The organism is Avibacterium sp. 21-599 (assembly GCF_026226765.1).
Lineage (GTDB): Bacteria > Pseudomonadota > Gammaproteobacteria > Enterobacterales > Pasteurellaceae > Avibacterium.
In genome coordinates this window covers 292402-312500 of sequence record NZ_JAKKOB010000002.1, presented here as the reverse complement: position 1 = coordinate 312500, position 20099 = coordinate 292402, and the positions used below count along the sequence as shown (strand labels likewise).

Annotated in this window: 26 protein-coding genes (1 of these 26 running past the window's edge); 3 read left to right on the top strand and 23 right to left on the bottom strand. The window is 39.5% G+C overall.

Annotation, left to right across the window (positions count from 1 at the left end; all coding sequences use genetic code 11):
- The 4 genes from L5B83_RS11390 to L5B83_RS11375 form a co-directional block, all read right to left on the bottom strand.
- Nucleotides 1-1016, bottom strand: partial view of a pyridoxal phosphate-dependent aminotransferase gene (locus L5B83_RS11390; protein ID WP_265778606.1) — the 5' portion only. The gene continues 154 nt to the left of window position 1, outside the view; only the first 1016 of its 1170 coding nucleotides appear in the window; the start codon lies at nt 1014-1016; its stop codon lies beyond the left edge, outside the window.
- Between the two features lie 410 nt (nt 1017-1426).
- Nucleotides 1427-1936 (bottom strand): menaquinone-dependent protoporphyrinogen IX dehydrogenase, encoded by a 510-nt coding sequence (gene hemG, locus L5B83_RS11385; protein ID WP_265778605.1) that lies wholly within the window; start codon nt 1934-1936, stop codon nt 1427-1429.
- On the bottom strand, nt 1936-3399 hold the full coding sequence (locus L5B83_RS11380; protein ID WP_250351465.1) for a TrkH family potassium uptake protein: 1464 nt from the start codon (nt 3397-3399) through the stop codon (nt 1936-1938). The genes hemG and L5B83_RS11380 overlap by 1 nt, the downstream gene beginning before the upstream one ends.
- 11 nt (nt 3400-3410) lie before the next feature.
- Nucleotides 3411-4022 carry a YigZ family protein gene (locus L5B83_RS11375; protein WP_265762982.1) on the bottom strand — a complete coding sequence of 204 codons (612 nt, stop codon included), beginning with the start codon at nt 4020-4022 and terminating at the stop codon, nt 3411-3413.
- A 70-nt stretch (nt 4023-4092) separates the two neighbouring features.
- On the opposite strand from L5B83_RS11375, the gene tusA reads away from it, so the two are divergent.
- Complete coding sequence (gene tusA / locus L5B83_RS11370; RefSeq protein WP_250351464.1) at nt 4093-4332, top strand: sulfurtransferase TusA; 240 nt, start codon at nt 4093-4095, stop codon at nt 4330-4332.
- Between the two features lie 61 nt (nt 4333-4393).
- On the opposite strand, the gene L5B83_RS11365 is transcribed toward tusA, so the two are convergent.
- Nucleotides 4394-5077 (bottom strand): 2,3-diphosphoglycerate-dependent phosphoglycerate mutase, encoded by a 684-nt coding sequence (locus tag L5B83_RS11365; protein ID WP_250351463.1) that lies wholly within the window; start codon nt 5075-5077, stop codon nt 4394-4396.
- Between the two features lie 242 nt (nt 5078-5319).
- Here L5B83_RS11365 and envC point away from each other — a divergent pair, with 242 nt between their 5' ends.
- Together envC and L5B83_RS11355 are read left to right on the top strand one after the other, a co-directional pair.
- A complete protein-coding gene (gene envC / locus L5B83_RS11360; RefSeq protein WP_442780645.1) occupies nt 5320-6534 on the top strand; it encodes a murein hydrolase activator EnvC in 1215 nt (404 codons plus the stop codon).
- Complete coding sequence (locus L5B83_RS11355) at nt 6534-7409, top strand: divergent polysaccharide deacetylase family protein (protein WP_265778604.1); 876 nt, start codon at nt 6534-6536, stop codon at nt 7407-7409. The genes envC and L5B83_RS11355 overlap by 1 nt, the downstream gene beginning before the upstream one ends.
- A 693-nt stretch (nt 7410-8102) precedes the next feature.
- Here L5B83_RS11355 and L5B83_RS11350 read toward each other — a convergent pair.
- The 18 genes from L5B83_RS11350 to L5B83_RS11265 all read right to left on the bottom strand — a co-directional run bounded on the left by L5B83_RS11350 (nt 8103) and on the right by L5B83_RS11265 (nt 20023).
- Entirely contained in the window at nt 8103-8279 is a 177-nt protein-coding gene (locus L5B83_RS11350) for a hypothetical protein (RefSeq protein ID WP_265778603.1), read from the bottom strand.
- Between the two features lie 367 nt (nt 8280-8646).
- Nucleotides 8647-10863 (bottom strand): DUF927 domain-containing protein, encoded by a 2217-nt coding sequence (locus tag L5B83_RS11345; protein ID WP_265778602.1) that lies wholly within the window; start codon nt 10861-10863, stop codon nt 8647-8649.
- On the bottom strand, nt 10860-11210 hold the full coding sequence (locus L5B83_RS11340; RefSeq protein WP_265778601.1) for a hypothetical protein: 351 nt from the start codon (nt 11208-11210) through the stop codon (nt 10860-10862). Before L5B83_RS11340 ends, L5B83_RS11345 begins: the two co-directional genes overlap by 4 nt.
- 2 nt (nt 11211-11212) lie before the next feature.
- Nucleotides 11213-11401 (bottom strand): hypothetical protein, encoded by a 189-nt coding sequence (locus L5B83_RS11335; protein WP_265755482.1) that lies wholly within the window; start codon nt 11399-11401, stop codon nt 11213-11215.
- Complete coding sequence (locus L5B83_RS11330; RefSeq protein ID WP_265778600.1) at nt 11394-11627, bottom strand: hypothetical protein; 234 nt, start codon at nt 11625-11627, stop codon at nt 11394-11396. Before L5B83_RS11330 ends, L5B83_RS11335 begins: the two co-directional genes overlap by 8 nt.
- A complete protein-coding gene (locus L5B83_RS11325; protein WP_265778599.1) occupies nt 11620-12177 on the bottom strand; it encodes a host cell division inhibitor Icd-like protein in 558 nt (185 codons plus the stop codon). Before L5B83_RS11325 ends, L5B83_RS11330 begins: the two co-directional genes overlap by 8 nt.
- A gap of 209 nt (nt 12178-12386) precedes the next feature.
- A complete protein-coding gene (locus L5B83_RS11320) occupies nt 12387-12761 on the bottom strand; it encodes a hypothetical protein (protein ID WP_265778598.1) in 375 nt (124 codons plus the stop codon).
- Nucleotides 12762-12798: 37 nt separating this feature from the next.
- Nucleotides 12799-13599 carry an antA/AntB antirepressor family protein gene (locus tag L5B83_RS11315; protein ID WP_265778597.1) on the bottom strand — a complete coding sequence of 267 codons (801 nt, stop codon included), beginning with the start codon at nt 13597-13599 and terminating at the stop codon, nt 12799-12801.
- Nucleotides 13596-13868, bottom strand: a complete 273-nt coding sequence (locus L5B83_RS11310; protein WP_265778596.1) for a hypothetical protein — start codon at nt 13866-13868, stop codon at nt 13596-13598. The genes L5B83_RS11315 and L5B83_RS11310 overlap by 4 nt, the downstream gene beginning before the upstream one ends.
- 85 nt (nt 13869-13953) lie before the next feature.
- Entirely contained in the window at nt 13954-14340 is a 387-nt protein-coding gene (locus L5B83_RS11305) for a hypothetical protein (RefSeq protein ID WP_265778595.1), read from the bottom strand.
- Nucleotides 14341-14344: 4 nt separating this feature from the next.
- On the bottom strand, nt 14345-14590 hold the full coding sequence (locus tag L5B83_RS11300; RefSeq protein WP_265778593.1) for a helix-turn-helix domain-containing protein: 246 nt from the start codon (nt 14588-14590) through the stop codon (nt 14345-14347).
- Nucleotides 14591-14603: 13 nt separating this feature from the next.
- A complete protein-coding gene (locus tag L5B83_RS11295; protein WP_265778592.1) occupies nt 14604-14786 on the bottom strand; it encodes a helix-turn-helix transcriptional regulator in 183 nt (60 codons plus the stop codon).
- Nucleotides 14787-14981: 195 nt separating this feature from the next.
- Complete coding sequence (locus L5B83_RS11290) at nt 14982-15908, bottom strand: hypothetical protein (protein ID WP_265778591.1); 927 nt, start codon at nt 15906-15908, stop codon at nt 14982-14984.
- Nucleotides 15909-15921: 13 nt separating this feature from the next.
- The gene (locus L5B83_RS11285; protein WP_250351445.1) at nt 15922-16182 is read right to left on the bottom strand and encodes a hypothetical protein; all 261 of its coding nucleotides are present in this window, start codon (nt 16180-16182) and stop codon (nt 15922-15924) included.
- Between the two features lie 148 nt (nt 16183-16330).
- On the bottom strand, nt 16331-17431 hold the full coding sequence (locus tag L5B83_RS11280) for an AAA family ATPase (protein WP_250351444.1): 1101 nt from the start codon (nt 17429-17431) through the stop codon (nt 16331-16333).
- A gap of 521 nt (nt 17432-17952) precedes the next feature.
- Nucleotides 17953-18165, bottom strand: coding sequence for a BrnA antitoxin family protein (locus tag L5B83_RS11275; RefSeq protein ID WP_265778590.1), 213 nt, complete (start codon nt 18163-18165; stop codon nt 17953-17955).
- Nucleotides 18162-18449 (bottom strand): BrnT family toxin, encoded by a 288-nt coding sequence (locus L5B83_RS11270; protein WP_265778589.1) that lies wholly within the window; start codon nt 18447-18449, stop codon nt 18162-18164. Before L5B83_RS11270 ends, L5B83_RS11275 begins: the two co-directional genes overlap by 4 nt.
- A 323-nt stretch (nt 18450-18772) precedes the next feature.
- Nucleotides 18773-20023, bottom strand: a complete 1251-nt coding sequence (locus L5B83_RS11265) for a tyrosine-type recombinase/integrase (RefSeq protein WP_265778588.1) — start codon at nt 20021-20023, stop codon at nt 18773-18775.
- Nucleotides 20024-20099 lie beyond the last annotated feature (76 nt).

Genomic DNA, 20099 nt, shown 5'->3' with positions numbered 1-20099 from the left:
ACACTATCACCTTTGATACTGTGAAAAATGAAATTTGCACTACTTGGTATATAAGTAAGCCCTAATTCATCAAGCGCTTTCATCACCATACGACGAGATTCATCTGTAACACGACGGCTTTCTTGTAAAAATGCGTTATCTGCTAATGTCGCACGTGCAGCCACTGCAGCGGTTAAGTTAGTGTTATCGGCGCTTAAGAATTGACGTAAATAATCCATTTCTGATTTCGCTGCCACCATATAGCCAATCCGCAAGCCTGCTAATGCGTATAATTTAGAAAATGTTCTCGTTACAGCTAAATGTTCAGTTCCTTTACGCACCCATTCCATCGCACTAGTGAATTGCGGATCACCTTCGGCATATTCTGCATAAGCCTCATCAATCAACAAACGATGATTCGCTGGAATATTATCTAACCAAGGCGCCAACTGGCTATTTGGCGTCAATAATGCAGTTGGATTATTTGGGTTACAAAGATAAATAATGCTCATACCATCAAATTGATCCGCAGCAGCACGGATTGCTTTAAGATCAAATGAGAGATCCTCTTTTAGTGGAACTTTCACCACCGGCACATTGCGTGCAGCGGCATAATCTTCATAAATCCCAAATGTTGGATCGGGTGCAATCACTTGTACAGCTTGCTTTTTCTCATTCGCTTGCTGAATCCAACCTGCAATCACCGCTTCAATCGCTTCAGAAGAACCATTACCTAACCCTATATTTTCCGTATTAAGATTAAAACGCTTGGCAATATCCTCAATCAAACCTTCACGTTCACTGTCCGGATAACGATTGGATAAATTGAGATGATTAATAATCGCCTGACGTGCAGACTGGCTCATTCCCAAAGAATTTTCATTAAAGTTTAATAGCAGAGGGTGTTCAGCGCTAGGTAGCGTAAATGTTGTCTGCGTTGTAATGGCTTGTGTTTCAGCAACGACTTTGTGGTGAAAAAAGCCTGCAGCAACACCCGCAGCGGTAAGTTGTAGCATACGACGACGATTAATTTGCATAATTATTCCTTATTGAGTTTTAGTTATTAAATTTCTAATTTATAAAGCAAGCAATCAACCCCTATCAAAACTTACTTTAACGGCGTTAAATTTGTAATAATTCATCAAAATTGTCAAGTGATAAAACCCATATTTTTAAATTAATATTTAAAAATAATGAATTTTAATTCAATAAAGGTTATTTTAGTTATGCACTATACAATGACGTTCTAATAGCAACATATGATAGATGTAAGATGAGAAAAATGTTCTTGCAGAAAAGTGAAAAAGGAAACGAGAAGATGGAAGTCTTGTTCAGAGTTAGTCTATCTTTTATATCACGTTAATGCTGGGGTGCAAAATCCACTTCAACGCGACTTGTGCAAGTGCGGTGGAAATTTTGTTAATTTTTCCACCTCACTTTCTGTTGGCTAATTAAGTTGCTTCAGCTGTTCGGCAAATTCGTCCACTTTTTGCCAATCGGTATATTCAATTTCTTTACTGGTGTCCGTTTCGCCGCCCGTAATTCTCATAATAAAGCGGATCATCATTCGGTCGAACCAGCCATAACGGGGATACAATAACGCCCCCGCAAATACCGCGCATAAAGTGGGGTTCCAGTGGATACGTTGCAAAAATTTTTTGACATATGAATTCGTTTCTGGCGTATCCTTGCCGGCTTTACGCGCAGTTAAATTCACGCCAAAAAATGCCGTTTGTTTGCGATTTAAAAGTGCGGTGTTTTTTTCGATAAATTGATAAAGCAATTTGTTAAAATGTCCGTAACGGATTGACGCACCGATGATAATGCGATCAAATTCCGCTAAGTCAGGCACGTTATCACTAATGCTACGCACTTCGGCGATTAATTTTTCTGCCATAAATTGGGCGATTTTCTGCGTTTGCCCATCACAGCTAGAATACAAAATCAAAGTTTTCATCAAGTTCTCCAAAAAGCAGGACTGAATAGCACTAAGAGTGAAAAAATTTCCAAACGCCCTGCCGCCATTGCAAAGGAAAAGACATATTTTGCACTATCTGGCACACCGGCAAAGCTTGTACTGATGATACCTAGCCCCGGTCCCGAATTTGTAATGGCGGCAAAAACAGCCCCAATGGAATCAAATGCTTCCATTCCGCATAAGATAGCCGCAAAGACGCATAGCCAAAATGTAAGGAAAAAGGCAATTAAAAACGCCCAGATCCGTTCAATAACCTGCATAGATAACAAGTTATCACCGAGTTTAACTGGCACAACAAGGCTTGGATGAACTAACGATTTCAGTTCTCGTTTAAACTGCAACCAGACAACTAAGACACGGATCATTTTAAGCCCTCCCGAGGTTGAGCCGGCACAGCCCCCTAATAACCCCGCAAAGACAAGCATCATTCCTAGAAATGGTGGCAATTGATTGAAATCAAATAACGTATAGCCTGACGTCATTGCCATAGACGCAGATTGCGCACTCCCTTGGGCAAAGGCATCAATCAACGAAAGGTTATCGTAAGAAAGATAAAGCCCTAGAGATAGCACGAGAATAAAGAATCCTTGAACGAAACAAAAAAAACGAAACTCAGGATCGTGCCAATAGGTTTTCCATATACTTTGGTGTTTCATATGTGTTAAAGCCGTAATGTGCAAGCCAAAATTACAACCTGCGACAAGCATAAAAAATGCGGCTAAAAAATAAATTTTGGAATCATTAAAATACCCTAAATTGGCATCGTGAGTGGACATTCCACCATTAGAAACCGTAGAAAAACTATGGGAAATCGCGTCAAACATTGACATTCCTGCCCACCAATAAGCAAGAATACATACAACCGTAAGCACGCAATATAAAATCCATAATAGTTTTGCAACTTCTGCAATTCTCGGCAAATTTTTCTGATCTTTCAGTGGGCCTGAAGATTCAATGCGATAAAGCTGGCTTCCTCCAATCCCTAAAATAGGTACAACGGCAACAACCAATACAATCAGCCCCATTCCCCCTAGCCATTGTAAAAACTGGCGATAAAATAAAATGGATTTCGGCAAGTTATCTAGCCCAGACATTACCGTTGCGCCTGTCGTCGTCAGGGCAGAAAATGCCTCGAATACCGTATCTGCAAAATCCATATGCACTTCATCAAATAACAAGAATGGAATCACCGCCAATAAACTCAACAGCACCCAGAATACCACGACGATTAAAAAACCTTCTCTGGCACGCAATTCCTGTTTATGTTGATGACAGCTCCACCACAACAGCGTGCCAAAAGAAAAGCTAGCAATGAAGGCTTGCATAAACGCTTTTCCTCCCCCATCACCATAAATTAGTGCCACAAATGCCGGCACAAGCATTGTGGCAGAAAAACACATCACCAAAATGCCGATAATTCGAAAAATAGATAATATATGCACAATGTTCTCTCTTATTTTATTGCGAGGATTGTTAGCTGACCGGCAGAACGTTCCGTTAATTCTCGTTCAAACTCAGCCTGTCTATCAGGACGGATTGCCAATACAAAATGGACTTTTTCTTGGAAATCTTGCGATTCAATCAACACCTCTTGCTGCACACACAAGTGTTGCAGCCAGTTGATTTGGTCATACTCACAGGTCAACCGAAAATGTTCTCGCTCCACTTTCATTGTGGTTTCAAGCAATTGCAAGGCTTGTTGCACGCCGTTGCCATAAGCACGCACCAAGCCTCCTGTCCCCAGCAAAATCCCACCATAATAGCGCACCACAACGGCACTGACTTCACCAATTTGGCTACCCAGCAACGCATTTAACATTGGCTTACCAGCTGTGCCTGCGGGTTCGCCATCATCGGAAAAGCCTAAACTTTGGGTATCTGACGGTTTACCCGCGACCGCCGCCCAACAATGATGGCGGGCATTTGGGTGCTGAGTACGAATTTCCTGCCAAAACGCTTTCGCTTGTGCTAAACTTTCTGTATGTTTGAGATACGTGATAAAACGGCTTTTCTTAATTTCTTCTTCAAAAACCACCGCACTTTGCGGAATTAAATATTCCATAATCCAGACTAATTTTGACCAATATTTAATTGAGCGGTATTATACGCACAAAATCACTTCAACTAAATAAACAATGAACGAAATTAATATTCATCAACAGTTAGATACCCAAGGGCTACGCTGTCCTGAACCAGTAATGCTAGTACGCAAGCAAATTCGCCATATGCAAGCGGGGGAAGTGCTACTTATTCTGGCTGATGATCCTGCTACCACAAGGGATATTCCCAGTTTCTGTCAATTTATGGATCATCGTTTACTCAAAAGCGAAACAGAAAGCCCCCCGTTTAGATATTGGGTGCAGAAAGGGCAATAACGAAGAAAATCAGAACAAAATAAAAAGGTGCGGACATTCGCACCTTTCTTTTTTAACGGGATTATAGATAGAATTTATCTACAAAATTTAATTTATCGTCAAGTTTTAGCACTAATGGCTGACCTGTTGGGATTTCAAAATCCATAATATCTTCATCAGAAATGCCGATAATGTGTTTGGCTAAGGCGCGCAATGAGTTACCGTGAGCGGTGACTAATACACGTTTTCCTGATAATAACGCTGGGGCAATTTGATCTTCCCAGAACGGTAAAACGCGCTCTAAGGTTACTTTTAAGTTTTCGCCATCAGGGATCACATCAGGCGGTAAATTTGCGTAACGGCGATCATTATGGGCTGAATTTGGATCATTTGGATCTAGTAATGGTGGTAATGTATCGTAAGAACGACGCCAAATATGCACCTGCTCATCACCATATTTTTCTGCCGTTGCTTTTTTATCTAAGCCTTGTAATTCGCCATAATGACGCTCATTTAAACGCCAACTTTTCACTTGCGGGATCCAAAGCTGGTGAGACTCTTCCAACACAATATTACAGGTTTTAATTGCTCGAGTAAGTACAGAGGTAAACGCGATGTCAAACTCATAGCCTGCATCTAATAATTTTTTCCCTGCCGCTTTCGCTTCTTCTACACCACGTTCCGTTAAATTAACATCACGCCAGCCAGTGAATAAATTTTTCGCATTCCATTCACTAAAACCGTGACGAATAAATACTAATTCCATAGAAAATCTCCTAATGTTAATGAAAAATACTACGCCACTTTATAGCAAAAATTTCAGCTTTTTAAAAGGAAAAAGCATTACTTTCCTGATCTTTCGCAAGGATTTACCGCATTCTGATTTTTCTCCAAACCGTGATTTTCTGATTTACTCAAAATTTTTCCCGCGAACATTTAGCGCCTTGCTCAAATAATGGTATAGTTATGCACATTTTTAGCCATTAGGGCAATACACCAATTTTATTAATGAGAGAAAAAACGTTGAAAAAACGCACCGCACTTTTCTTTTTTGCCTGCACCCTACCTTTCGCTGTGCAGGGCGCGGATCTGTCTGCGATTCAAAAACAGATCAAACAGCAAGAACAGAAAATTGCTGAACAAAAACGTGAACAAGACAAATTGCAATCCACCCTTAAAAATCAGGAATTGCAAATTAATGGCGTGGTTGGACAACTTCGCCAAACGGAATCAGATCTAAAAGCCATTCGCCAAATGATCGCGGATACCGATAAACAAATCAAACACTTAGAAAAACAAGAAAAAAGCCAAAAAGAAAAACTGGCTAAGCAGATCGATGCAATGTACCGCTCAGGCATTAACCCTTCGGTGCTAGAGAAACTCTTTTCAGAAGATGCTCAAAAAGCAGAGCGAATGAAAGCCTATTATGAGCATATGAACCAAGCTCGTCTTGCCTACATTGAAGATCTCAAACAAACGCAAGAACAGCTCAAGAAAGAAAAAGCCAATATTCAAACTCAACAGCAAGAACAACAAAATCAGCTGAATGCACAGAAAAAACAACAACAGAGTTTGCAAAAAGTGCAGCGCGAACGCCAATCTACGCTCAATCAGCTGAATAAGCGTTTAGCCAAAGATCAAAATAAATTAGATAGCTTAAAAGAAAACGAAAATGCCTTACGCCAACAAATCCAACGCGCAGAACAACAAGCGCGTGAGCAAGAAAAACAAGAACGTGAAGCGTTAGCACAGAAAACTCGCCAAGAAGAACAAAAAAACCAAAAGCCTTACACGCCAACTGCCCAAGAAAAACAGCTTATGGCAAGCAATTCAGGGTTGGGTAAACCACAAAGGCAATATCAATATCCCGTATCAGGCAAAATTCTCAACCGTTTTGGTTCAACCCAAATGGGAGAATTAAAATGGAAAGGGATTGTGATCGGGGCAAATGCAGGTAGTTCAGTTCGAGCTATTGCTGATGGACGAGTTATTTTAGCTAGTTGGTTACAAGGTTATGGCTTAATGGTTATTATCAAACACGGTGAAAACGATTTAAGTTTATATGGTTATAATCGCTCTGTTTCTGTTAAAGAAGGGCAATTTGTTAATGCTGGACAAAAAATTGCAGAAGTGGGGAGTTCTGGGGGACAATCAAGATCAGGGCTTTATTTTGAAATTCGCCGCAAAGGTGTTGCAGTAAATCCAACAGGTTGGTTGCGATAATGAAGAGAACTTACCAAAAGCAAATCACCAAAAAACAAAGTGCGGTTAAAAATTTACTGATTTTTTCTACCGCACTTTGCTTGAGCCTCTTCCCCACAATTTCGATCAGCCAATCTCGCCTTGCCATTGTTATTGATGATGTGGGTTATCGCCCTAAAGAAGATGCCGCCATTTACACAATGCCTAAAGAAATCTCCGTGGCGATCATTCCTTCCGCCCCCTATGCCAAACAACGTAATCAACAAGCAATGCAACAAGGGCGAGATGTGCTTATTCATTTGCCCATGCAACCTATGGGGAATCATAAGATTGAATCTGGTGGTTTGACACTTGGAATGACACAGCAGGCAGTTCGAGAAAGAGTACAAAATGCGAAACAAGTTATTTCTTCAGCTATTGGATTGAATAATCATATGGGGAGTGCAGCTACTGCTGATAGTGATTTAATGAATAAATTAATGACGGTATTAAAAGAGCAGCATCTCTTTTTTCTAGATAGCCGCACTATTGGGCATTCTGTCGCAAGTAAAACCGCAAAACAATACGGCATAAAAGCACTCGATCGCCATATTTTCCTTGATGATAGCGATGAATTTAACGACGTTCAACGCCAATTTCAACAAGCCATTAATTATGCCCGTAAGCAAGGTACCGCCATCGTTATTGGACATCCTAGAAAAAATACGATTGCAGTATTACAAAATGGTTTACGTCATTTACCTCAAGATATTCAATTAGTGAATATAGGCAGTCTATGGCGTGGTGAAAAAATCGTCCCACAAAAACCATTCATTATGCTCTTTAATGCAACACCAGCCCCGACATCCGTCGCCCCTTTTCGCGAAATACCATTACTAAGAGGGATACCAAAATAGAAGAGATCAAAAAGAAGTGGCGGAGATAATGGGAGTTGAATTGCAACTATAACATATTAATATATAACAAAATTTACATTAGAAACCCTAAATCTTGGTACAATTCTTGGTACAATTATCCAAAGTCACTTATAAATTAGACCGTTTTTTATACAATTATTACGGACGTAGAATGGGCGCATTTTCAGCTTCAGCTAATGCGCTTTCGCTTGATGTTAATTATTCCTATATAGCTATGTTTTCTCTTTTTATTGCCTCTGTAAAATCTGCATTTCCACCACAATAAATTATGTAGCATAAAACATAAAATTTTTCATTTTTTTAATTTGGTAAAATTTCACGCAAAAAAATTTTTTTTATATATTAGCAAAAAATCATAGGACAATTAGGACAATAGGACAATTCTTTAAATTACAATAAGTTAAGTCGCAAAAATTGTCCTATTGGTATAGGACAAAATAGGACAATTTAGGACAATTTTAGGACAAAAGGGCTATTTTGGTTGATTTTTGAACTACTCTATTTTAGTAAATCGCTATTTTCGCTAATTTTGGCAAAATTAAATGTAGCATAAATAACACAAAAATAACAAAAACAAACAAAAAAACAATCGATGGCAATAACACAAAAAATCAAACTCTCAAACGGTGATAAAATTCTTAACATCTTAGAGATTGTTGGTTTATGTTTCTGCTAATTATGTTGCTGTGCCAACTGTTTTAGCTGTTGAAGAATATCTTCAGGATCGCCAATTATCCCCATTGAAGTAAGTTTTGCATTTGGAACGCTTGGAAAATCTTCTAGAATAAGTGAAGATAGGTGATCTAACCATTTGTAGTTTTTGCTAGTTTGGCTGATTAAGTACCACATTACGGCTATTTTTGAAAATAATCTCTTCTTTGAATTAGAATCTAGGCTTAATTCATTAAAATAGGGGTTATCTAAAACTTTTATTGGATTTCCTTTTCTATTCCATATTCTAGATTTTTAAACTCTTACAAAGACAAGGGGCTGGCGTAATTAAACAAGTGAATAAGATCACTTTTTAACCATTGGCCAGCCCACGATTGCGACATATTCTACATAAACAAAAAACAAAAGCAAGGCGATTTTCTTCTCGCTGGTTGCTTCTCTTTGCTCCCTTTTGCGTCATTATCAATGATTTCCACCACCACAAGCAAGCAATAAAAAACGCCCATTGCTGAGCGTTTTATTGTGGTGGACGTTATGCCGTTGGTTATGTCTCTTCCTTGCTGTTCTCAAGCTCAATAACAGGATAAAGCAAATAGCACCTTGTGCGCTTAGGGTCGATTTTATGCGGTAGCTTGGTCATATACTTATAGCCCTTTTCATTGCCTTTCTTCAATATCCCTTTATCTAGCAATATTTGACAGGCTTGTTCTTTCGGGTTGCCATTTATGGCTTCCTCAAACGCCATCGGGTAAAGGTAAAAATGCTCAATGTCGTTATTTTCAGTTAATGTCATTCGATAACCTGCAATGTTATGAATGGTTGGTTGATGAACATTCAAAGGATAATGAATAAACCGCCCCTCTGCATTAGCCAGTAGCCAGCCGCTCACTTGTTCTATCACTTGCATTTCTTCACGGCTATGCAAGCCATACACATTTACCCATTCATTAAAACAGTGTAATAATGCTTCAGCACTTTCCACCACCGCCCATAGTGTTAAATGGCTTGAAAGGGTGAGTGCCGTTTCTAGCACAGCAAAACGACTTGCTACCCGTTGCACTTGTGGGCTTGCGTCTTGTGGTAAGCGTGCCAGCCATTTATTTTTAATCTGTTGATAAATGTTTACTAAATCACCTTGATTAGAAATAAGCCACGTTATCCACTCCCGACCAATTGCCCCATAATGCTTTTTACTGGCTTGGTTTAAGTGGTCTGCGTGGCTTTTACCGTCTTTGAAGTGGTGGAATTGTGTGGCAGATGTGATAGGAATATTCAATAAGCGCACCAACTGCCCCGCGTTGGTTTTTATGCCCGCTTGGGATAAATAGCCCTCTAGGTCAATTTCACCCGTGGAGAACGCCATAATGCGCCAGCGGTTCACTTCTCTATTGCCTCCGTCTTTTGCACCTTGCACTTTACCAATGCCATTAAAAAGCGTGTAGGCGGTTTGCTCAGCGTGTTTTTTATTTGCCCCTTGTCCTATTTCGTCCATCACTAAAAAGCCGTCATTGCGTGCGGCTGCTTCGTTGCTTAAGCCTAATGCGGTAGCGTTCCAGCTCACTCTGGTAATTTCGGGGTGTCCGTAAATGCTGGCGGCAATATTGGCGGTGGTGGTTTTCCCACTGGTTGATCCACCGAATAAATGCACTCCAAAGCTATCCGCCTCCAGTAAATGAATAAGCGGTGCAGATAAGGCACAAGCTACACCCAACATCATTGAAGCATTACCCTTTGCATATTGCCCGATTTCATTTTGCCAGCTCTCTAATGTGCCTTTGACTTGGTAGCCTACAAAGCCTGCAGATTGTGAACGGAATAACACGGGGCTATCAGGCTCACCAATAACTTCACCATTTGGCAATAAATACGCGCCATTCTGCCAGCCTGTGGCGTTGGTAATCGTCCATAGTTTACGGTCGCCCGTGGTTTGTAAATAATCCGCTAATTCGTTTTTAAGTGTTGCATTAGAGGTAACTTTCAAGCCACGGTTTTTTAACGTCCGCCAGCCCTCCCTTTCGCCAATATCACCAAGGGGCAAAGCCTCGGTTACTTTCTCTTGACTGTTTTCTAATTGCCATTGCAACACTAAATAACTTTCGCTTTCACTGCGTCCAATGCCAACCACGTCCACCACATCAGAAAGCCATTGCACACGCTCGATAATCTCGCCCGTGTCTTTGTCAAGTTTCGGGATAATGCGATATAAGCCCGTTTTTCCGCTCTCTGTGCGTTTTTCTATGTAAGGTGATAGATTATTCGGCTTTATGCTTTCCCCCTTGCTCTCGCTTGCCTGTGCGATAATTTTCGCGGTTTCTGCTTCTTCGCCTTGTTCTCTCAGGCGTTGAATATAACCGCTTAAATTTTCGATTTGGGAAAGGGTTACACCGTCCACCAGCTCCACAATTTCGGCTTTTGTGGTGGTGGCAAGGTGTAAGCAAAGTGCGGTGATTTTTTCTTGAGAAAGTTCACCACATTGAATGAGTTTTATTGAATGCTGTTCATCGGTCGCGATATGCCAATTAGCCAGCTCTGCTAACTGATTATCCCCTAAAATCACGGGCTTTTGCTCATAGCGGGGGATTTCTCCCCCAGCAGTTTTAAAAGGTGAAATTTGCAAACCATCAGCGATATTACGCCATTCTATGCCTACTCCATTGCCCCACGCTTGCCAAGCACGAGAACCAACCAAAACAAGCAATTCAAAGGCGTGTTTATTCCACGGCTCTTTTAAGTGCGGTGCGTTTTTAATGAATTTTTTCATTTGTTGCCCTCCGCCAATTTCTCGCTTTCCATTCGTTCTATTTCTAGCTTTTCCACGTCCGCCACTACGGTCATTAGAAGCCCAATTAAAAACTTGGTTGAACGCTTAAAGGCTTTATTCTTCGCTTGCTGAGTGGTGTTCAGTTCTTGATTATTAATTAGCTCAAGTAGCAATTCTCGCCCTTGTGCAAGCCCCTCTAGCAGAGCTTGGCTTTCCTTTTTCATTTGAATTTTATGGTGGAAATTATCAGGGAAATTCTCAAAGCATTTACGGTTAGCTTGTTTGATTAGCTCGCCTTGGCGTTTCCATTGTGGGAAATGGCTAATTGTTAAGGTTGGCTTACTCATCTCTACACCTCCCCTAAATGCTCTAAACCTTGATCCATTAATACCAATGCACCACGCAAAGCGGTTTGCATATCAGTAATATCCATTTCATTCGCATTACTTGCCATTAAAATAATAGTGTAGGCTTCCCATAAGCGGGATTGTGCTTGCAAATAATGTTGATCTTGTGTGGTTTTGTTTGGTTTAGTCATTACTCACCTCCGCTTTGCTGTCCGCTTGATTATGTTCAAGGTTAATGGCTCGATATAAATCTATTAGCACTCCTTCGCTTAGTATTTTGAAACCGTTGTCTAAAGTTGGATCGTTATATTGCGTTTCTGCATAGCGTTGTAATAAATCAACCATTGCTTCTACTTCAGAAAAACGGGCTAGAATTTGGTCTTGTTTAAAAGCTGGGGTAATTGGAGGATTAAACATTTTTCACCTCCATCATAGCTGAAGTGAATGTAACAGGGGATAAAGTGCGGTGATTTTTCGCCAAGTTTTGAACGTTAATGCAACCCGCAAAAATGAGAATAAACCACTTAGCTAATTTTGCTCTTGCTTGCATTTCAGTTTCGGCAAAAATGCGGATTTTTTGAATTGTATTGGTTAAGTCTGTGCGACGAATTGCCGCAAAAATGAAGAGTTTCATTGCGATTTCCTTGTATTGATTATTCAAGGTTACCGCTAAAGTTCTCAGGCTTGGGCGGTAACGTGTTACGGGCTGAGAAACTGCGATACAAGGAACACAGCAAAGGGCGAAACCTTTCCCATAACACGCTACCATAGAAGAACACGCTCTTTTTAGGCGTTCTTTGGGTGTGTTTGTGGTACGCATAAAAAAACACGCATTTAAGGGCGTGTTACTATACGCCTTGTATAAGTTCGAGTTCTCAGGCTCGGCACTGTTTGAAAGTGCGGTATTAAAATACGATAAATTTATGGCGGTTGTAAAGAAATTTCTACTATAATCTTGCTTAATCATTCGGGTTTCTCCTATAAATTTGAATGATTGGGGCTTGCTGGTTGGGGAATTAGCAAGCCTTTTTAATATCTGTTTCTTGCCGTGTTAATAGCCGATCTTGGTGATATTTTTTGTAAAAAAAGTAGGGTTTTTGTAGAGGATCTTATGATTACCATCATTCACAAATAGCCGCCATTTACGCCTTGATAGGCTTTTATTTATGCTACCCATTACTTACCCCTTGCTACTACCTTATTCAAGGCTCTCAGTAGTTTTTTACCGCCTTTAATATCGGCTAGGGTTAATCTTGGTGTTATAGGTTTAGGCTTCACTTCTTCGACATCTTCAGAATATAAATCAGATCGCCACGTTCTACCGTGAAAGCGCGGTAGTATTTCGCCACGTTTTAATATTTCAGCTTTTTCCTGCTCAATTAATTCCACCACCTCACAATGATTTAATAGCTCACTTGCTCTTGCTCTTAGGCTGTGCGGTTGCATTCTTTCCGCTCGCTCATCGCCTAATACTTGCTTTAAGGCTTTGTTTGCATTGCCTGTGTGTGCATAAGTAATGGCGAATTGTTTTCTGATTTCTTTTCCGTACATATTTCATTCCTCGCGTACTGGTCGCAAAATTCCGCCACTAGTGCAATTTATCTTCACGTTCAATTAATCGCTTTAAGTGGCTTTTACGTTGCTTGAATGGCATATCTACCATTAAAAAGCTGGTGTTCGTTTGTTGTAGCAACTTGAGCAAATAAAGCTGCCTTGTGGTAAAACTATCTCGCACATTCGCAATCCCGGTTCTTTCTTTCCAGTGGTGGACGTTTTCGCCAAGAAGTAGGCTATCTAACATTACTTGTTCATTGCTGAAGTGATACGCCTTCAATTCTTTGCCTTGCCGTTGGTAATAGTCCTTTATTGCATCTGTCATTGCTCGATTATGGTCAATCGTGGCAAGCCGTGCTTTGGTTCGCTCTAAGGTGTTGCGGTGAACATTTGGGGCAACCTGTGCTAATTGCTTTTCTGCTTCGATAAAGTGCTGGCGGATTGCGTGACCCACTTCGTTTTTTTCCAATAAACAAAGATGTTTGGCCATATCAAAAGTGATGATGTAATCAATCAACTTTTGCGGGCGTGCTTTTGATGATTGTTTATTTATATTTTCTATTTCAGGCGTAAATTGTTCACTATTTGCGCTCCCCCGTTTTGGGGAACTCAAATTTTCAACAATAATAAAATCACTGTTTTTAATAAATGAACATTCTTCAATACGGTTTTTAATCCACGTTGAAAAATCTCGCCCAATTTGCAAGGCTTTATGCAAATTACGCGCATTTACGGCATTTATTTCCTTGTGATGGAATTGGTGCGTTACTGGCTCAAGCAGTAAATTGAGCGCGTTAGCTTCTAAATTCGCTTGTAAGTGTTGATTATTGTTCATTGGGTTAATTCCTTTTGGTGTAGCTTGGTTAATTTTGCAAGTTGGCGTTTAGCTCTATATAGTCCGTGCTGATAAGTTTCGTTATTGGGGTAATTCAATACATCATTTTCTAGCGTGATAATTCGCTCACTGAGCAACGTTATGACCTCGGCTAATGGATATGGCTCGTTATCATCATAAAGGCTCATAAATCGCAATAGCGGGCGTTTTTCTAAATAGTGTTCAATTGCTTCACTCAATAACGCTGTTTTAGCAATTCGGCATTTCATTATTGCAATCTCCCTGTTGGTGGAAGTTGTGCTTGGTGGAATAATTGAGGAAATACCGCATTTTCTAATTGGTGTTCGGTCATCGCTAATCTTCCTCTTGTTCAAGGTTAATTAAGGCGTGTAGGTGGGTTTCTGCCTCGGTAAGGTTATCAAGTGCAAGTTCTATAATTTCATCTGCTGATAATACTTGGCCACGTTTATTTGTTACCGCCCCACCTTGATTTATGGCAATTTCTAACAAGGTTTTTGCTTGCTCGATTTTCTCGGCTAGTTCTAGCGTTTCAATTTCCGCCAGCCTTGCAATGGTATTGATAGGTTTAAAAATCCCCATATGGCTAATTGGTTTTGATTTACCGTTCTCAGTGGTAGAGACGGCATTATTTCCACCAGCGTTAGCTAATTCTTTAATCTGTGGGATAAGTCCTTTAATTTCGCCTAATTTGATTTTTGCTTTAGTTTCTTGTGCTGCCATTTTGTTAATCCTGTGGTGTTGAATGTAGGGTATAAACCCCTATGCCTTTGTGTTTTACTCCTGCGTGATCTAATTCGTCTTGCGTGCTAGTGGAAATGTCATAACCTTTGGCTCGCAGTTCCATAATGCGAGGTGCAAGGCTACAAATTCCCATCGCTCTAAATTCTAGTGTTGAGCAAGAACCTTGTTTTAATCGCTGGATAATCGCTATTTGTTGCGTGTGCTTGCTAGTGTCGGTGATTTGTTGCATTGTCTGCCCCTCCCTATGCTTCAAGGCTCGCTAAATAGGCTTTAACGCTGCTTTCTGGATAACGGCTACAAGTGCCAAGTTTTACCCGTCTTAATTTGCCTGCACGAACAAGGCGATCAACGGTAGAACGTGAGCCAACGCCTAAATCAGTAAGTTCTTTTTGTGTGTAATGTTTTTCGATTGGTTGATTTTCCATAACTTCCCCTTTGGTGTGATAGTGATATGGTTCTGGGTTCACCCTCGTAAGTCTTGGGATTGGTGGGGATTATGGAAAAGGTGGGAGTTTGCTTCAATTAGTTGATTTTTAAATTAAAAATTCGTTTTTAAATAAGACTTAATTAAAAAGAAAAAGCCCCTAATTTGAAAATTCTTAGGGGCTTATTTAAAAAGGCTATTTCTGTTTGGGTGGGAATGGTGATTTGTTGTTTATCCTTAACTTTTCATCAATTAAGCGATCAAAAGTTGGATATTGAATATCTGCTTGCCTTATCCCTTTTTCTCTTAAATCGGCATTAAGAGCCTCAAAAAGTGCATTTCTGCTTTGATAGTTAGGATAACAATTCATCACTAACAATGAGAATAAATCTCTTTGGGCTTGGCTTATTCTATTGTCTTGATTAGCTATGGGTTGATTTAACTGATTTTTATTCTGTTGAAGCTGTTCAATTTGAGCATCTAGTTCTTTAATGTAATTATCTTTATTTTTTATTACTGCGCTTTGATCAAGTTGAGCAATTTGAGTTTTTTCTGATTGTTTAAGCTCTCTTGTTTTTTCTGCTATCTGTTCAAATTGCCTTAATCTAACTAATGTTTCTCTAAGGTTTTCTTCGAGTTTTATATTCTCCGCTTCTAAACATAAATTTTGCTTTTCTAGCTCTTCTATCCTTGTTTCATCTTGATGCCACTGATTAGAGAAACTTTTATCTTTTCTTTCAGTACACGCAACACTTTGCAAACTAGGTAATGGCCATTCATAGCCATATTTTAGAGCAAATATTTCTGCACTCTTTCTATCAATACTTGCCTCAAAAATGCCATTAAACTCATCAAACGCGTGTATTTCTGAATTTGCCAGTTCTCCGTCTAATATTTTTTCTTCTAAGGTATGAAGCATCGGGTAAAAATTTATATCTTTAGAACTTGCATAATTAGCAGGCGAAATGCCTTGGAATAATGCGATACACTCATAAAAATTAAGCGTTTTTCTTGGTAAATACGGCTTTAAATCACCTTGAACGATGACTTTCTTTTTTATGGCAACTCCTAACGCTTTTTCAATATCTGCTTTTTTAATTAAAAGATTGCTTCTCAAATCCATAATGCCTCCTAGCTTAAAATGGAACCTCATCAAGACTGTCCAAATAGTCTTTTAATCTTAGATCAAGAGCTTTTAGCAAAACTGGCTCAGTGGATTTCAATATTCTTGGCTTTATTCCAGATACATTTTCATAAAGATAACAGTCATTGCCTTGTAAAGTCCCGAGCAAATCCCTAAGTGCTTTTTCTCGATCGTTTTCATTGAAAGGCAAAGCCCATTCAATAAGCTCTTCAATAGAAATGAATTGGTTTTGAATATAGGAATTTTTACCCATAAAACGCCCCTATACGTTGCCCTATTTGTTGGTGGAAGTGCAACAGGAAAGCAAATAGGGTTACTTTCTTTTCAAATGGGTTAATTACGCCCGTTCTAGTTGCACTTTAATTTGAGTTATTAAGGAATAGTTAATAACTGAAAAGCATTTATTCGTTGCTATGAAAGCAATTTTCTTTGATCCACGTCTGAAAATGTGGGTTATTTATTTTAATCGCTTTGTTTGCGTCTCGGGTGATAAGTTCTTTTTTCTCGAGCTTTCTTAGTTGCCCTTGAATTGAGCTTGAACTCACTTCATCAACGCCTATTTTCTGCGCTAAATTCTCCCTTGTGGCTTTTTTGTAAGGTGTGGTTTCACCTTGTGCGGCAAGTTTTAAAATTTCACGCTCTAACAGGCTTAAACTGCCCCATTCTTTACCCACTTCGCTCAAGTCTGCCATTTGTGATAGTCGATAATCTGCCGCTTCTTCCAGGGTCAAATTATGGTTAATAATCATATCCTGCGCAATAGAGCGCATATATAACGGCGTAAAGTGAAAGCGCTCAAACAGGTGATAAAAATCATCTTTATCAATCGTCTTTCCCGTTCTATCGTGGTAAATATCCGCCAAAAAGTCCGTAAAAGCGCGGTCGAGATGTGGGAAATCTATCGCGTGGGCAAAATGAAAAAACGGCGCTTTGTTATCATTAAACATTAAGCGCAAGCCGTTTGTGCTGCTACCTGTAAAAATCACTTTAATTTTATTTTGATTGACATCAAGCCCAGTCCGCAACGACTGAATAAAATCCGCATTGCCTTTTTCCCTTGCAAGCTCTTGTACTTCATCAAGTAGCATTAGAACGGGCTTCTTGGATTTCTCCGCCAATTCATTTAATAATCCGCTAGCGGTAACAGATAACGCTGCTTTATGGCTTTCTAGCTCAATGCCAACGCCTAGCACATCAACGCTTTTCAGTTGCTTTATGGCTTGCGTGAATTTGTTTGCGCCACTGGTAACGCTATCTAAAAACTGGAGAAGCTGAGCATTAAACGCCTTTCTCATTTCGCCATCAGATTTTTCCATAAAGCTAAAATAAAACACATTAAAGCCCATTTCTTCCGCCAGTGGCTTAATATCATTGAGCAAAAATTGCGTTTTCCCCATACGGCGAGGGGCAAATAATGTTAATGCGTGCATAATGCCATCTTTTAGGCTAATTAATAGACGGCTTGCCAGCTCACTTCTTGGAAAATAAAGCGGATCGCGCATTTCATCCCTCTTTTATATAAAATTATACAAGATGAATATAATTATATAGCGTAAATATAATTTTGTATATTGCCTCTCCGTGCGTCATTATACGCCCACATAAATCAAAAGCCAATTATTTAACTGTGGTTTTATCCAGTAAATAAAAAAGCCACAAAAAACTGTAATAGCGATTGCATAGGGTTTCTGTGGTGGTAGTTAGCTTTGTTTCTGTGAACTTTTCCACCACCCTACCTACGCAAAAGGTACTCCTGACGGGGTGGGGCTTTCCACGGGGTCGGGCGCTCGCGGTTTTCGGCAGTTTTTTGCATTTCTAGCCATCATCATCTTGTTGAATAATTGAATGTAAAGGGGTGATCTAAACAACCTTATTTTGTCAGCTTATGCCTTATTGCATAAGGGTTTATAGGTTGATCCAAAAACAAAAATCACCAGATAAAATGATGTTGAGAGATGTCGAAAGGAATTAAAGGGATATGCCAAAATTGAACATACCCTAAACATTGAGAAATGCACTAAAATCACCACGCTATTTTAGGCTTGCGTTTTTGTTCTACGCAATCTTTTAGATACAAGTTAATGAGTGTTTGATAAGGCAAGCCTGTATCATCTGAAAGGCTTTTAAAATAAGCAATCGTATCATCTTCAATTCTTATCGTAATCACCTTTTTTTCTTTCAAATTGCGTGCATAAGGGTTTTTAATCCCTTGACTGAAGTCATATTCATTTTTCATCGCTTCCCCCTATATTGGCTTTCTTCTCGCTTGGTGGCTTTTCTGGCTGAAATAATTCTAATATTCTCGTCACGTTCGCAGTGTACAACAACAAGAATATTGCTTTTCTTGCTTCTGCCTAACAAAATAAAACGTTCCTCAAAGTAAGAATGTTCAGGATCAGGAATTAACAAGGCATCATCATCATAAAAAACGCTTATGGCCTCGTTAAACGTAACGCCGTGCTTTTTCTCGTTGATTTCTGCTTTTATTTTGTCCCACTCAAAGCCAGCAATAGAAAACATAATCAGCCTCAAATTCATAAATATAAATATATAATATTTACACTAAAGCAAAAAATCAATGTATAAATTCACCCAAATAACCTCATCTCCACCATTTCAATAGGACAAAACACCCCAAAAATAGGACAAAATGACCTTAAAATAGGACAATTTTTGATTATTAATTAATCTATTTTTATCATAAGGTATTGATATTATTATATATGTAATTTTCCATTGTCCTATTGTCCTATAAAAAAATGCTCTCCTAATATGTAAAAATTTTTTCAGTGAAAAACGAACAAAAAAAGCCAGTGTAATCACTGGCTCTTGTGGTGGTGGAATTAAACAAAAGGCTTAGGTACAAGGCTTTCTAAATAATCGCCCCAATCTTGCAACATTGCCGCCCGTTGCTCTAAATACTTCGCTTTATTGTAAATCTCCCTTATGCGGTCTTTTCCCTTGTGTGAGAGCGCTTTTTCTATCCAATCCGCATTATAATCACGCTCATTCAAAGAAGTGCTTATTAAGTGCCTTATGCCGTGCGTAGTAAGTTTTCCCTTACCAAGGGTCTTTACTATCGCATTGCGCATTGCCTCAATCGTAATATGTCCTGATTTTGCATTTACGCTAGGAAACACAAATTCACTATTTAAACTAAGTGCGGTGCTAATTTCTCGCATTTTCTGCAATACCGCCACCGCTTGCCGTGAAAGTGTTACAATATGCAACCGTCCGCCCTTTAAGTTCTTATTACCTTTCTGCACACGATACGTCCAAAGGCTTTGACTAAAATCAATATCTTCCCATCTTGCCCCCGCTATCTCTGATGGTCGTCCACCAGTTAAAAGCACTAACAACACAGCATAGAAAGAAAACAGGCTAAAGCGATTGTTCTCTTTGGCTTGGTAAAATGCCGTTATAAAGCTCTCTAGCTCTTCTGGTTCGATTGTGTTCATTCCTTGCGGTGTTGGCTTAGTGAACTCCTTGCCAATCTTAGCAAGGTTATTTGTGGGGATAATCCCACGGTGTAGGGCATAAGTCATCACTTCATTAATTTTAGTGATTACCTTGGATAATTCTGTGTATTTGCCTGCTAATTCCAACGGTTTAAGCGCATTGATTGCCATTAAAGGAGTTATCTCTCGTATAGGATAATTGCCAAGTAGTGGGAGGATATGGCGATTAAATCGCTTCCAAGTGTCTTGTGCGGTGCGTTCTGAAAAGTCAGGCTTTAGCTTCCTATCTTCAAACCAATTTAACGCCACTTTCTCAAGGGTGTTATTAATTCCCTCCGCTTGTAACTGGCTTTGCTGTTGTTCATAGTCTTTTGGATCAATTCCTTGCGCTAATAGGGCTTGATATTCATCACGCTTAGCCCGTGCTTGCGCAAGTGAGATAGCAGGATAATGCCCTATCGTCTTTTTGGTTCGATTCTTAGTACGTGGATTAGTGTATTTAAAATGCCATATCTTAGATTGAGACAATGCCACCACAATAAAAAGCCCGTTACCATCGCTTAAGGTGATTTCTTTATTGTCGGCTCTCGCCTTTCTAATCTGTGTGTCTGTTAGTTGCTGTGTTTTTCTTGCCATAGTATCAACCTTTAAAAAATTGTACCAAGAAAAAACAACCACTTTGCCACCTAGCAGCATAATTTAACCATATGAA